Origin of the sequence: Megasphaera sp. (assembly GCF_047831605.1) — a bacterium.
GTDB lineage: Bacteria > Bacillota > Negativicutes > Veillonellales > Megasphaeraceae > Megasphaera > Megasphaera intestinihominis.
In genome coordinates, this window is record NZ_CP181255.1 from 1,800,981 (window position 1) to 1,814,879 (window position 13,899).

Sequence of the window (13,899 nt, forward strand, 5' to 3'; positions counted from 1 at the left end):
GACAGGCCCAAGTAAACTTGCTACAATATTTATCACATAAAAGCGATGAGCGGAAGAAGCCTTATTTCTTTTTGTCAGCGAGATGCCGAGTCCGGTGCGAGGGCATCCAAAGAGGGTAGGGCGCGTCACCCGGGAGCTGGCAGGAGGAAAGGCCTGCCCGTGCAGCAGACGTTACCTGTGCCATGAAGCGGTCGCGCAAGCGGCAAATTAGGTGGTACCGCGGAAGATACAGCATTCTTTCGTCCTAAGGAATACCCTTAGGCGAGGGAATGCTCTTTTTTGTTTTGGAGGGAATATAGATGAAATGGAATAAGGAACAGTTAGGCGCTTATGCACCGAACGACATTGAAATGTCCTGGTATGATTTTTGGGAAAAGAATGGCTACTTCCATCAGGACCCGGATCCGAGCAAAGAACCGTTCAGCATCGTCATGCCGCCGCCGAACGTCACGGGTCAGCTCCACATGGGGCACGCCCTGGACAATACCCTGCAGGATATCCTCGTCCGCTTCAAACGCATGGAAGGCTATAACGTCGCCTGGATCCCCGGCACGGACCACGCTGGCATTGCAACCCAGGTCAAAGTCGAACAGCAGCTGGCCAAAGAAGAAGGCAAGTCCCGCTACGACATCGGCCGTGAAGAATTCCTGAAACGCGTCTGGGCCTGGAAGGAACAGTACGGCAGCCGCATCGAAAAACAGGTCCGCCGCCTCGGATCTTCCTGCGACTGGAGCCGCAAGCGCTTCACCATGGACGATACCTGCGCCCGCGCCGTCCGCGAAGTCTTCGTCACGCTCTATGAAAAAGGCCTCATCTACCAGGGCCAGCGCATCACCAACTGGTGCCCGCACTGCCATACGGCCCTGTCGGATATCGAAGTCGACCATTCCGACGTCCAGGGCCATCTCTGGTACATCAAATACCCTGTCGTCGGCGAAGATGACTACATCATGATCGCTACGACCCGTCCGGAAACGATCATGGGCGATACGGCTGTCGCCGTCAACCCGGCTGACGACCGCATGAAGAAATACATCGGCAAGAAAGTCGTCGTTCCTCTCATCGACCGCGAAGTCGAAGTCATCGCCGACGATTACGTCGATATCGGCTTCGGTACGGGCGCCGTCAAGATTACGCCGGCTCACGACCCGAACGACTTTGAAATGGGCCAGCGCCACAACCTGGAATCCATCATGATCATGAACCTCGACGGCACGATGAATGAAAAAGCCGGTGCCAAATACAACGGCATGACCCGGGAAGACTGCCGGAAAGCCGTCGTCGCCGACTTGAAAGAATTGGGCCTCCTGGACCACATCGAAGAACTGACCCATGCCGTCGGCCATTGCTCGCGCTGCAAGACGACAGTCGAACCGTTCGTCACCAAGCAGTGGTTCGTCAAGATGAAACCCTTGACTGAAGCCGCCCTCAAGGCCGTCGAAGACGGCAAGACGAAGTTCATCCCCGACCGTTTCGTCAAGACCTATAATCACTGGCTGGAAGACGTCCACGACTGGTGCATCAGCCGTCAGCTCTGGTGGGGCCATCAGATCCCTGTCTGGTACTGCGATGACTGCGGCAAGTCTTCCGTCAGCCGGGAAGACATCACAGAATGTCAGCACTGCCACAGCAAACACATCCATCGCGACCCGGACGTCCTCGATACATGGTTCAGCTCGGCTCTCTGGCCGTTCTCGACTATGGGCTGGCCTGATAAGACGCCGGATATCCAGCAGTTCTTCCCGACCAGCGTCCTGGTCACGGGCTATGACATCATTTTCTTCTGGGTCGCCCGCATGATGTTCATGACCTGCGAATTCATGAAGGAAATCCCCTTCAAGAACGTCTTCATCCACGGCCTGGTCCGCGATAGCCAGGGCCGCAAGATGAGTAAATCCCTGGGCAACGGCATCGATCCCCTCGGTGTCTGCGAACAGTACGGCGCCGATGCCCTGCGTTTCACCCTGGTCACGGGCAATACGCCGGGCAACGACATGCGCTTCTACATGGAACGCGTCGAAGCGAACCGTAACTTTGCCAATAAGATCTGGAACGCTTCTAAATTCGTCATCATGAACCTCGGTGATTTCGACGAAACCTTCATCCCTGAAGATAAAGACCTGACCCTGGCCGACCGCTGGATCCTCACATCCTTCAATGAAACCGTCGCCAAAGTCACGGAAGACCTGGATAAATTTGAACTCGGCGACGCTGCCGATGCCGTTTACAACTTCATCTGGAACTCCTACTGCGACTGGTACATCGAACTGGCCAAGAAACGCCTTTACCGGGCCGAAAGCGAACGGGACAAGCACACGGTTCAGTACGTCCTGGTCTATGTCCTGACGCACACCCTGGAAATGCTCCATCCCTTCATGCCCTTCGTTACGGAACACCTCTGGCAGCACCTGCCTCACGAAGGCGAAAGCATCATCGTCGCTCCCTGGCCGAAGACGCAGGATAAATGGAACTTCCCGGCCGATGCCGCTACGATGAATACCATGATGGAAGCCATCAAGGGTATCCGTAACCTCCGCGCCGAATCGAACGTCCCCATGGGCAAGAAGGCGCCGGTCATCCTGGCTCCGGCTACGGAAGACATGGCTCAGACCTTGAAGACTTACGAAGATTACTTCCATACCCTGGCCTTTGCCGATAAAGTAACCCTCCTCGGTGCGGGCGATGCCAAACCGGAAAATGCCGTCGTCGCCGTTGTCCCGGGCATTGAAGTCTACTTACAGCTCAAAGACCTCATCGACGTCGAAAAAGAAACGGCCCGCGTCCAGAAGGAACAGGAAAAACTCCAGAAGGAAATCGCCCGCCTCGACAAGAAGCTGTCCAACCAGGGCTTCCTCTCGAAAGCACCGGCAGCGGTCGTCGAAAAAGAAAAGGGCAAGCTCGCCGACTACCAGGAAAAGATGGCTGCTTTGACCAAGCGCATGGAAGACCTGGCTAAACTCTAAGAGGCAGCTATGACCTACGAACAAGCAATCGACTATCTGGAATCAGCCAATGTCTTTGGCATCCAGCTGGGGCTCGGCCGTATCCAGGCCTTACTGGAACGGCTGGGCAATCCCCAGAACAACTATAAGACCATCCACGTCACCGGGACCAACGGCAAGGGCTCGGTGACGGCTATGATCGCCTCGGTCCTGACTGAAGCGGGCTTCCGGACGGGCCGCTACACGTCGCCTCATCTGGAAGACTATACGGAACGGATCCATATCGACAACCATGACATTTCCCGCGACGACTTTGCCAAAGCCGTATCCGTCGTCAAAGACGCCGTGACGGCCATGGTCGCTGCCGGCGGGGAAGGGCCGACGGAATTTGAAATGATTACGGCTGCTGCTTTCTGGTACTTCGACTATATCGGCGTCGATTACGCCGTCATCGAAGTGGGCTTGGGCGGCCTCCTCGATTCGACGAACGTCATCGTCCCCGTCGTCTCGGTCATCACTAACGTCGCCATGGACCACATGAAATACTGTGGTAATACGATCGAAGCCATTGCCGAACAGAAAGCGGGCATCATCAAGGAAGGCGTACCTGTCGTCACGACGGCCGATGGGCCGGCTTTGCAGGTCATCGCCCGCAAGGCCTATGAAAAGCACAGCCGCCTCTATGCTCTGGACCACAGCTTCGACGTCGTCGGCAACGCCGGACCGGAAGACCCGGAAGCCGGTCAGATGGTGACGGTCCGGGAAAAATACGGCTTTGCCATTACGACGGTCCTGCCCCTGCTGGGCAAACACCAGCGGACGAATTGCGCCGCTGCCATCATGACCCTGCTCATCCTGGCCCGCCATGAAAAGAAACTGACCCGGACGGTCCTGGAAAACGGCATCCGTCACGTCCAGTGGCCAGGCCGCTTCCAGGTCTTCAAGGCCGGAGATATCGACGTCGTCCTCGACGGGGCCCATAATCCGGCCGGTATCGATACCTTCTGCAAGACCTATGAAGATGTCTTTGCCTCGCGGAAGCGGGTCTTCCTGTTCTCCGTCCTGGCCGATAAAGATTACAGCCAGATGGTACGGGAACTCTTCCACGACGACGATTACGTCATCTGCGCGCCGGCACCGACGCCTCGCTCGGCTGACCCGAAAGCCATGGCGGCCATGCTGCCGTGTAAAGCCGACTGGGCCGGCACCATCGCTGAAGGCCTGGATAAAGCCCTGGCCGCAGTCCAACCGGACCAGGTCCTCTGCATCGTCGGCTCCCTGTACATCCAGGGAGAAGTCCGGAAATACTTCCGGGATAGATATCGTATGGAATTGTGATATTTGACAATTGCAAACCTCAAACTCAAAAAGGGCTTGTCGCCGTGCGACAAGCCCTTTTCATTGCGCCTTTGCGCCTTGTTATGGTAAAATGATACATATATTTTACACGGAATGTAAGGAGCGAAAGATATGAAGTGGATGATACGGACCGGCAGTACGCCAGCCGAGCGGGCACGGCTGCGCGTCGTCTATGCCATGGCAGGGACTGTTTTTTTTATGCCTTTGAACTTGTTCATCATGGAAGGCTTTTTCATCATTGCCCTGGGACTGGGGTTTTATTATTGTAAAAAATATCCCAAACTGCCCCTGCGCCAGTCGCCGCTGTCCCTGCCGGCAGCCGGTTTTGCCCTGGCCGCCTTCCTGTCTCTCGTGGGCTCGCCACACTTCCTCTTGGGAACGGCTTTCTATGCCTTCACGGTTTTGCAGTACCTCGTGCTCTACTATGGCATCCTCTTGTTCGTCCGTCATTCCTGGGAGCGGCGCCTGCTCTTTTCGACGCTCCTCCTCAGTGCTTTCATCGTCGCCCTGTACGGCCTGTACCAGTATGCCCATATGCTGACCCTCCACGAAGCCGAATGGGTCGATAATTCAGCCTTTCCCATGCTGCGGCGCCGCATGTACTCGACGCTGTACAACCCTAACTTATTGTCGGCCTTCCTGCTGATTATCATGAGTGCGGCGGCGTCGATGATGATCTGTACCCGCCACCGCTGGCATCATGTCATGTACCTGGCCTTTTTTGCCATCCTGGCCTTGTGCCTGGTCCTGACCTATTCCCGTGGCGCATGGCTCAGCGTCTGCGCTTTGATCTTCTTTTTCGGCCTCTTTTGGGATAAACGGGTGTGGCTCCTCTTTCTGGCAGGCCCGCTGATCCTGGCTTTCTACCACGGCGGCGTCGCCGACCGCCTGATGTCCATTTTCAGCCACAGCGAAGCGGACACGTCCGTTTCCATGCGCATGGACATGTGGGAGGCAGCCATTGCCATGTTTGTCGACCATCCCGTCCTGGGCATTGGCTGGGGCGCCTTCAAACACGTCTATCCCGTCTATAATGAATTGATCCAGGAAGCAGGTATCGTCATCTTCCACGCCCATAATATGTACCTCAACATCCTGGCAGAAACGGGCATGGCCGGCCTGGGCTTCGGCTTATGGTTCTTTTTCGGCAATGCCTGGTATGCCATCCGCTATGTACGCAGCCATGCGGCCCACACCTTCAGCCGATCCCTGGCCATGACCCTGGCCGCTGCCGTCTTGTCCCTGGGAATCAGCGGCATGAGCGACTACGATTTATTTAGTACCCAGATTTCACTTACTTTTTGGCTGATGAGTGCCCTTTTTGCTAACATGTATGGCGAAGAATGTGAAAAAAAACGATAAAAATAGTTTGCGAAATAATTCACAATGATATATAATAAGTCTGTGACTATTATCACTAGATAAGATGACTTATAGCTATAGGGAATAGCTTGGGACATAGTTGGAGGGTATTATCCATGAGACAGAAAAAGGCAATATCGGATGCTGTCATCGAACGATTGCCGCTGTACTACAGGGACTTGCTATTATTGCAAGACGCGGGAATCGATATCATCTCATCCGAAAAGTTAGGGGAACGGTTGGGGATTACGCCGGAACAAATCCGCAAAGACCTGACCTGCTTTGGCGCTTTTGGAAAAAAGGGCGTAGGCTATTACGTCAGTGAATTATGCCAGCAGATCGTGGAAATCATCGGCCTGCAGCAGCATTGGAAAATCGGTATCGCCGGCATCGGCCATCTCGGCTGGGCCTTGGCGAACTACAAGACTTTCGGACGCTTGGGCTTCCGCACGACAGGCTTGTTCGACGTCGATCACCGCATCATCGGTCAGAACGTCGGCGGCGTCGAAGTCACGCCGATTTCTGAAATGGGCGAAGTCATTCAGCGCGAAGGCATCCAGATCGGTATCATCACGACACCGGCAGCTGTAGCTCAGCAGGTCGCCGACCAGATGGTCGCCGCCGGCATCCGGGGCATCTTGTCCTTTGCACCGCTGCGCCTGACCGTACCGGACGGCATCTTCGTCTTCCGCGAAGACCTGTCCATCGGCTTGAGCCGCATTTCGTACTATTTGACGAATAAGAAGGATTGATGATGGCCGTCCGCTATTGGCATGGCGGGCGCCCTTACATTATCTTTATAGTTTGTAGTACAGATAGTTTTTGGGGTGTAGGGGTCGCCACGTGGGCGACCCGTTAGGAATTGGGATGATTTTTCTAACAAACGGGTCGGAAAATCGTACATATCCCAGAGCGGGCTCGCCACGTGCGAGCCCCTACAGCAAAAAGGCGCTGTCTTCATGCGACAGCGCCTTTTGTGTGCTATAATATTCGTACATTCCCGATAATTTGTAGAATGAGGTGATACTACTATGGATTCTATCTATGGTTCCTATGGACCGGCTTTGCAGGCTGCTCTGGAAGATATTATCGGCCGTATCCGCGCCTATAGTGACGATATAAAGGCCAAGACCGGGGAAGCGGCTTATGAACACCTGATTTACCGCATCAAGTCCGAAGGGAGTATGCGGGAAAAATGTGACCGCAAGGGCCTGCCTCAGACGGCCTATTCGGCTCTCCACGATATCCGCGATGCCATCGGCATCCGTATCGTCTGTTGTTTCCTCGACGACATCTATCGGGCTATCGACTTCCTGAAAAGCCTCGATGGCGTCCGCGTCGTCGAAGAGAAAGATTATATCCGCCACGTCAAACCGAACGGCTACCGCAGTTACCACGTCATTTTGGAACTGGAAGAGCCTTATGAAGATGTGACCGGCGCCAATCCGGGTCATTTCTATGCCGAAGTCCAGCTGCGCACGATTGCCATGGATTCCTGGGCCAGCCTGGAACATCAGATGAAATACAAGCACGACATCAAGAACCCGGAACTCATCGTCCGGGAACTCAAGCGCTGTGCCGATGAACTGGCTTCGTGCGACGTGTCCATGCAGACTATCCGCAATTTGATCCATGCACAAGAATAAGGGGGAAACGCTATGCGCCTTCTATTAGCTGAAGATGAAAAAGAAATGTCCGCAGCTCTGTCTGCCATCCTGACCCATTCGGGATACGATGTCGATGCCGTCTATGACGGCCAGGCTGCCGTCGAAAAAGCCCTGTCCCAGTCCTATGACTGTATGATCTTCGACATCATGATGCCGAAGAAGGACGGCGTCCAGGCCTTGAAGGAAATCCGCGACAAAGGGAATATGACGCCGGTCATCATGCTGACGGCCAAAGCCGAAATCGACGACTGCATTACCGGCCTCGACGCCGGTGCCGACGACTACTTGACCAAGCCCTTCGCCATGGGCGAACTCCTGGCCCGCCTGCGCTCCCTGACGCGGCGGTCGACGTCCTATGCGCCGTCGAAACTCACTGTCGGCAATGTCGAACTCGACGTGGAAGAACAGGAACTGGCCTGCCGCAATTCTATCCGCCTGGCCAATAAGGAAACGAAGCTCATGAAATTCTTCATGGCCAACGCCGGCAAAACCCTGTCGACGGCCCAGATCTTCGATAACGTCTGGGGCGATGAAGAAGAAGACGTCGATGAAGGCATCGTCTTCCTTTACGTCTCGTATTTACGGGAAAAGCTCGAAGCCGTCCAGGCCGACATTGAAATCGTCGGCCAAAGAGGGCAGGACTATGCCTTGACCGTGAAAGAAGCGTCTGCGGAGGGTTAGACCATGAATATGATCAAGCGCCTGCGCCGTAAATTCATCATCATGGCGACAATCGGCGTCCTCGTCGTCCTCGGCGGCGCCCTGGGCCTCATCAATACCATCGCCTATATGCGGATGAATCAGCAGGTCATGTCGGTCCTGACCTATATCATCCATAACAACGGCGCTGTGCCCCAGAAAATCGGCGGCGACGATGGCAGTTTCTTCAGCGACCCGTCATGGACGGAAGAAACGCCGGAATTTGCCTACCAGATACGCTTTTTCAGCGTCCTCGTCAATGCCAGCGGCTATGCAGAAAAAATCGACATCCAGCACATCGCTTCGTTTTCTGAAAAAGAAGCCATCGAATACGCCCGGACGACTGTCGCTGAGGCGCGGGAAAACGGAACGAAACAGGGCTTTTTCAAAAAGAACCGGGCCAGTTATGCCTATATGATTCAGCCCAACGACGACGGCAGCTTCCTCATCGTCATCCTGGACTGCACGCGCGACGTCGCTGCTGTCACTTCGTTCATGCGCTATTCTCTCTGGTTTGGCCTGGGCTGTGTCATCTTATACGTCATCATCCTGGCGGCCATGTGCAACGTCGCTATCCGGCCTTTCGTCCGCAACATGGAGAACCAGAAGCGCTTCATCACCAATGCCGGGCACGAACTCAAGACGCCGATTGCCATCATCTCCGCCAATGCCGAAGCCATCGAGATGCTCAATGGCCAGAGCCAGTGGACGGACAGCATCCTCAAGCAGGTCCGCCGCCTGTCCAACCTCATCCAGAACCTCATCATGTTGTCCAAGATGGGCGAACGCTCTCAGGTCGACCTGGTCATTACCGATGTGAACTTGTCGGAAACGGTCCATGCCGTAGCCGACTCCTTCCAGCAGCTGGCCATTGACGCCGAAAAGACCTTGCATACGGATATTGCCGACGGCATCCACGTCAAAGGCGACAGTAAGTGCCTCTATGAACTGGTCAACATCCTCGTCGACAACGCTGTCAAGTATTGCGATGACAAGGGGACCATCGACGTCTCCCTGCGCCGTCCCCGTCTGGGGAAGGGGGCGATTGTCGCCGTGACCAACACCTATGCCGACGGGGCTAATGTGGATTATTCCCGCTTCTTTGAACGCTTCTACCGCGGCGATACGTCCCATAACAGCCAGAAGGCCGGCTATGGCATCGGCTTGTCCATGGCCGAAGAATTGACGAAACTCATGGGCGGTAAGATTAATGTATCCTATAAGGCCCAACGTATAACGTTTACTGTCCGGCTGGGCTGATTTTCCCTATAGGGAAAGGCCGCAACCTGTGCTATAATGTGACCAACATCACTTTTACTCAGGGGGAAGATATTATGGAAATGCAAATGGAATATATCCGAAAATTACCGGAACCACAGGAACTGATGGAACAATTTCCCATCGACGACAAGGTCAAGGCCATCAAGGCGAAACGGGATGAAGAAATCAAAAACATCCTGACCGGCCAAGACGACCGCTTCCTGCTCATCATCGGTCCCTGTTCGGCCGACAATGAACCGGCTGTCCTCGACTATATCCATCGCCTGGCCAAGGTCCAGGAACAGGTCAAAGATAAAATCTTTATCATCCCGCGCGTCTACACCAGCAAACCCCGTACCATCGGCGTCGGCTATAAGGGCATGCTTCATCAGCCGGACCCGGAAGGCAAGGAAGACATGCTGGGCGGCATCATCGCCATCCGTGAAATGAATGCCCGCGTCGTCCGCGAAACGGGCTTTACCTGCGCTGAAGAAGTCCTCTATCCGGAAATCTTCCGTTACTTGTCGGACCTCTTGTCCTATGCCGCCGTCGGCGCCCGGTCCGTCGAAGACCAGTTCCACCGCATGATTGCCAGTGGCGTCGGCATCCCTGTGGGCATGAAGAACCCGACGTCCGGTGACATTTCGGTCATGCTCAACTCCATCGAAGCGGCCCAGCATACGCAGGATTTCCTCTTCCGCGGCTGGGAAGTCCGCACCAAAGGGAATCCGCTGGCCCACGCCATCCTGCGCGGCTATGTCGACAGCTTCGGCAACAGCATGCCTAACTACCATTATGAAAACCTCCAGCGCCTGTACGAAGCCTATGGCAAGCGGGAACTGTCCTATCCGGCCGTCATCGTCGACGCCAACCATGCCAATTCGGGCAAGAAATACCTCGAACAGATACGCATCGCCAAAGACGTCATCCACAGCCGCAAGCACTCGGCCGACATCAAACAGCTGGTCAAGGGCTTGATGATCGAAAGCTACATCGAAGACGGCAATCAGAAAATCAGCGAAGGCACCTATGGCAAATCCATCACCGACCCCTGCCTGGGCTGGGAAAAATCCGAACGCCTCATCTACGATATGGCAGAATTGCTGTAATTAGTGGCTCGTGGCTAGTGGTTCGTTTTTACGGTCTTATAGCCGCACTGTAGGAGCTTCTCTATAGTTTGTAGTACGGAGTTTGTAGTTTGTAGAAGAGGGCCTTAAATTAAAAACCAACCCCTAACCACTAGCCACTAAAAAAAATCGCTGTCGTACGTGCGACAGCGATTTTTTTTAAAAAGTATCCAACAATATATATCCTTTACCGCGCAGGAACGTTTCCGTTTCCATTTCGCGGGTCTTGAAGATGGCGACCGGTGTGCCGGCCTGGCGGTTATAGGAAATATACAAGTAGTCAATGGAAATATTGGCCTGGCGGAGGCTGTCGAGGATTTTGTCCAGGCAGCCCGGCATATCGCCCATTTCGACGGCGACGACTTTGTCTGCATGACATTGGTAGCCGGCTTCCTGTAATTTGGCAACAGCCAGTTCCGGGTCGGTGACGATGAGGCGGATGATGCCGAATTCGGCGCTGTCATTGGCCAGCATCGTGTAGATGTTGATATTGGCATCGGCCAGGACCGACGTCATCTTGCGCAAGGCGCCCTTCGTGTTTTCAGTGAATACAGAAACTTGATTGAGCATAAATCGAAATCCCCCTTGATGATAAAATATTGTGACGTTGTCCCCATTTTACCATAAAAAGACAGGCTTGTAATGGGGATGGGATTTGTTAAACGTTTCAGAATGGGCAAGTCATGATATAATAAAAGCATAGGAACTATGTTTTTTACGATACGAGGTGAGGGCTATGCCAGCTCGATTGGTCATCTTCTTATTTTTACTGCTCACAGGCACTGCCAAACTCTATATGTGGCTCGGCGTCACGGACCCCTTGAAAGCCGTCATCGCGGCGACCCTGACGACCTTTGTCATCATCTGTGGTCTGCGGCGGAGCGGCCAGAAACAGGCCGAACAAAAAGAACGGGAAAAGACAGCGGTAGCTGAAAAAGAAAAAATCCAGTCGGCCCAGGAACCCGTAAAGACGAAACATCGACTCGATGCCGACGATGCGGCCTTCCTGTCAGCCGTCGGCACAGGCCTTATCCTGCACGAACTCCACGAACGGAACAAAGAACAAGAACGGGTCGAACGCGATTACGACGGGAATTGGGATAACCCCGATGACGACAGCCAGTATGACGATAACCAGTACGACGACAGCCAGTATGACGATAACCAGTACGACGATAGCCAATATGATGACTGGGAGTGATGGGAATTTCGCAGGCCGCAGTTCGCAGACGGCAGACCGCAAAAAAATACACGGCCAACGGCCTTGTGCGTAGGGGCTGTCCCAAGCCTTTTTGGTCCGTCAGGTGCTGACCGTCGGGAGGCGCAAGACGGCTGCCAAAACGGACAGCTGTGGCTGGGCAGCCCGTTGTGAAATTTGGCATACCTATTCTTGTATGATGGTAGGTTTTTACGAGCCACGAGCCACGAACCACTATTTTTTCACGAGCTGAGGGTTCCTTGAGGCAATGTCGTTAATTTGAATTTATCGTCGCGCAGCGGCATTTGAATCCGAAGTGAACCGCGGCCTGCGAACTGCGGGCCGTCAGACCCTAAATTCGACGAACGACCTACGACGAACGGCTCTACGCCGCGGCCTGAGGCCTTCATTTCCTGGAGATTCCGAAATATACGAAATCGCCGAAGAAGCGAATCCGTGACATGACGAAAATGGAGCGCTGGCTGGCGTATTTCGCTAACCAGCTCATACCATCGTAGGGGTCGTCCGTGGGCGACCCGTCAGCATGATAGGGCTTGTCTTGTTCATGCATGTGGATTAGAAGGAGGGAACTGATCATGAGCGATGAAGCCATCCATAAAGCCGTAGATGCCGCCCGGACCTTTCTTCAGGATGACGCCGAACGCCTGGCTTACATCAACCGCGAACTCGCCATCCTAGACTATAACTCGGACCATCGCGATGCCTTTGAAGAAGGGGAAGCTAAGGGACGTGCAGAAGGAATTGAAAAAGGTCGTGCAGAAGAACGGAAATCGTCAGATAACCGATGGGAAAAATTGATGGGTCTGTTATTGGAGGAAAAACGGTATGATGAAGCGAAAAAAGCAGCTTCCAGTAAAGAGTTCCGTGAAACACTTTTCAAAAAATATGGCTTAGAATAAGACAGAATTTAGAAGTGAACGTACTCCCGCCTATAGAGGCGGGAGACTTCTTGCAGAATCAGGTTAAAGTAAAGGTAGTGTCAAGATTCTTTCGCAAATTCATTTCATCCGCCAGTAAATATCGTAATCAGATATATGGATTTTCCTCGTCATTTGGCTGCTCAATTTCCATCTTGAATAGATGCTCCATGTCCATATAGCGTTTTGAGCCCCATTCCGAGGCGGCAACATGACGAAGTCTGGCACAGACGAGCATCAAAGCACTGTTGCCGTCAGGAAAGGCACCAATGGCCCGTGTACGGCGGCGTATCTCGCGATTCACCCGTTCTGTTAGGTTATTCGTGCGGATCCGGCTCCAGTGTTCTGTTGGAAAATCCATATAGGTCAAGGTTTCGCCCACGCTGTCCTCGACTTTCTTGGCTGCGGATAAAAGCTTCATTTCACGGAGCTTGGCGGCAATGGAGACCGCCTTTTCCTGTGCAGCTTCCTTGCTCTCCTGCGCGTGGATTGCCTTGAGCATTAAGGCAACCTGCTTCATCTTAGTCTTTGGCGTCACTGTGAAGACGTTCCGGTAAAAATGGACCGTGCAGCGTTGGTATTTGGCTTCAGGAAAGACTACAGGGATGCTTTCCAGCATGCCAAGGCATTTATCGCCGATAATGAGACGCACGCCTGCAAGGCCACGGCCTTTGAGCCAGGTGAAGAAGTTCAACCAGCTTTCCCTGTCTTCTTTCATGCCTTCTGCTGCTCCGAGAATCTCACGGAACCCGTCTTTATTGACGCCAATAGCGACTAAAACGGAGACATTTTGAATCTCGCCACCCCAGCAGCGCTTGAGGTAAATGCCGTCGACGTAAACATACGGATATTCCCCCGTTAAAGGACGCTGACGCCATTCCTCGATGTGCTTGTATGCCTTCTGGTTGAGATGGCTGATGGTGCCAGAGGAGACCTTTGTGCCCCAAAGCAATTCGGTAATATCTTCGACACGGCGCACGGATACGCCGGCCAGGTACATCTCAATAAGGGCTTCCTCGACAGAGCATTCACGGCGTTTATAGCGCTCGATGATGGCCGTCTCAAACTGGATGCCCTTGAGCTTCGGCACGCGTAATCTGACTTCGCCGGAAGTCGTGCCAAAATTCCGCTCGTAATGACCGGAACGGTAGCCCTTACGGTCTCCCGTTCGCTCATACTTGCCAGCGCGGACGAGTTCATCCGCCTCGTGGTCGAGCAGGGCGTTCAGTGTTTCCTCTACACTGTTGCGTACAAGATCCTTTAAATTATTCTTTATAAGATCCTCATTAAGTTGTATAATATTACCAGACATGGTCTATTGCCTCCTTACGAATTTTGTGTGGTAAC

At 53.7% G+C, this 13,899-nt stretch carries 12 protein-coding genes; 10 read left to right on the top strand and 2 right to left on the bottom strand.

The features are described 5' to 3' along the window. Positions 1 to 299: 299 nt before the first annotated feature. From ACFWUB_RS08615 to ACFWUB_RS08650, 8 genes are all read left to right on the top strand, one after another. Complete coding sequence (locus ACFWUB_RS08615; RefSeq protein WP_416183818.1) at positions 300 to 2,963, top strand: valine--tRNA ligase; 2,664 nt, start codon at positions 300 to 302, stop codon at positions 2,961 to 2,963. Positions 2,964 to 2,972: 9 nt separating this feature from the next. Continuing rightward, complete coding sequence (locus ACFWUB_RS08620; protein ID WP_302680901.1) at positions 2,973 to 4,280, top strand: bifunctional folylpolyglutamate synthase/dihydrofolate synthase; 1,308 nt, start codon at positions 2,973 to 2,975, stop codon at positions 4,278 to 4,280. 132 nt (positions 4,281 to 4,412) lie between these two features. Beyond that, the gene (locus tag ACFWUB_RS08625; RefSeq protein WP_416183819.1) at positions 4,413 to 5,663 is read left to right on the top strand and encodes an O-antigen ligase family protein; all 1,251 of its coding nucleotides are present in this window, start codon (positions 4,413 to 4,415) and stop codon (positions 5,661 to 5,663) included. A 116-nt stretch (positions 5,664 to 5,779) separates the two neighbouring features. Beyond that, positions 5,780 to 6,415, top strand: coding sequence for a redox-sensing transcriptional repressor Rex (locus tag ACFWUB_RS08630; protein WP_014015920.1), 636 nt, complete (start codon positions 5,780 to 5,782; stop codon positions 6,413 to 6,415). Positions 6,416 to 6,694: 279 nt separating this feature from the next. Next, complete coding sequence (locus ACFWUB_RS08635; RefSeq protein ID WP_020311456.1) at positions 6,695 to 7,309, top strand: GTP pyrophosphokinase; 615 nt, start codon at positions 6,695 to 6,697, stop codon at positions 7,307 to 7,309. Between the two features lie 12 nt (positions 7,310 to 7,321). Further along, positions 7,322 to 8,011, top strand: coding sequence for a response regulator transcription factor (locus ACFWUB_RS08640; RefSeq protein ID WP_416183820.1), 690 nt, complete (start codon positions 7,322 to 7,324; stop codon positions 8,009 to 8,011). Between the two features lie 3 nt (positions 8,012 to 8,014). After that, a complete protein-coding gene (locus ACFWUB_RS08645; protein ID WP_292281348.1) occupies positions 8,015 to 9,289 on the top strand; it encodes a sensor histidine kinase in 1,275 nt (424 codons plus the stop codon). A 74-nt stretch (positions 9,290 to 9,363) separates the two neighbouring features. After that, complete coding sequence (locus ACFWUB_RS08650) at positions 9,364 to 10,398, top strand: 3-deoxy-7-phosphoheptulonate synthase (protein ID WP_416183821.1); 1,035 nt, start codon at positions 9,364 to 9,366, stop codon at positions 10,396 to 10,398. Positions 10,399 to 10,575: 177 nt separating this feature from the next. Here the strand turns inward: ACFWUB_RS08650 and ACFWUB_RS08655 are convergent, their stop codons facing one another. Then, complete coding sequence (locus ACFWUB_RS08655; protein ID WP_416183822.1) at positions 10,576 to 10,986, bottom strand: amino acid-binding protein; 411 nt, start codon at positions 10,984 to 10,986, stop codon at positions 10,576 to 10,578. A gap of 166 nt (positions 10,987 to 11,152) precedes the next feature. Between ACFWUB_RS08655 and ACFWUB_RS08660 the strand changes: the two genes are divergently transcribed. Beyond that, positions 11,153 to 11,617 (top strand): hypothetical protein, encoded by a 465-nt coding sequence (locus tag ACFWUB_RS08660; RefSeq protein ID WP_239639699.1) that lies wholly within the window; start codon positions 11,153 to 11,155, stop codon positions 11,615 to 11,617. Between the two features lie 593 nt (positions 11,618 to 12,210). After that, positions 12,211 to 12,534, top strand: a complete 324-nt coding sequence (locus ACFWUB_RS08665) for a hypothetical protein (protein ID WP_020311448.1) — start codon at positions 12,211 to 12,213, stop codon at positions 12,532 to 12,534. 127 nt (positions 12,535 to 12,661) lie between these two features. On the opposite strand, the gene ACFWUB_RS08670 is transcribed toward ACFWUB_RS08665, so the two are convergent. Continuing rightward, positions 12,662 to 13,864 (bottom strand): IS256 family transposase, encoded by a 1,203-nt coding sequence (locus ACFWUB_RS08670; RefSeq protein ID WP_416183823.1) that lies wholly within the window; start codon positions 13,862 to 13,864, stop codon positions 12,662 to 12,664. Positions 13,865 to 13,899: the final 35 nt, after the last annotated feature.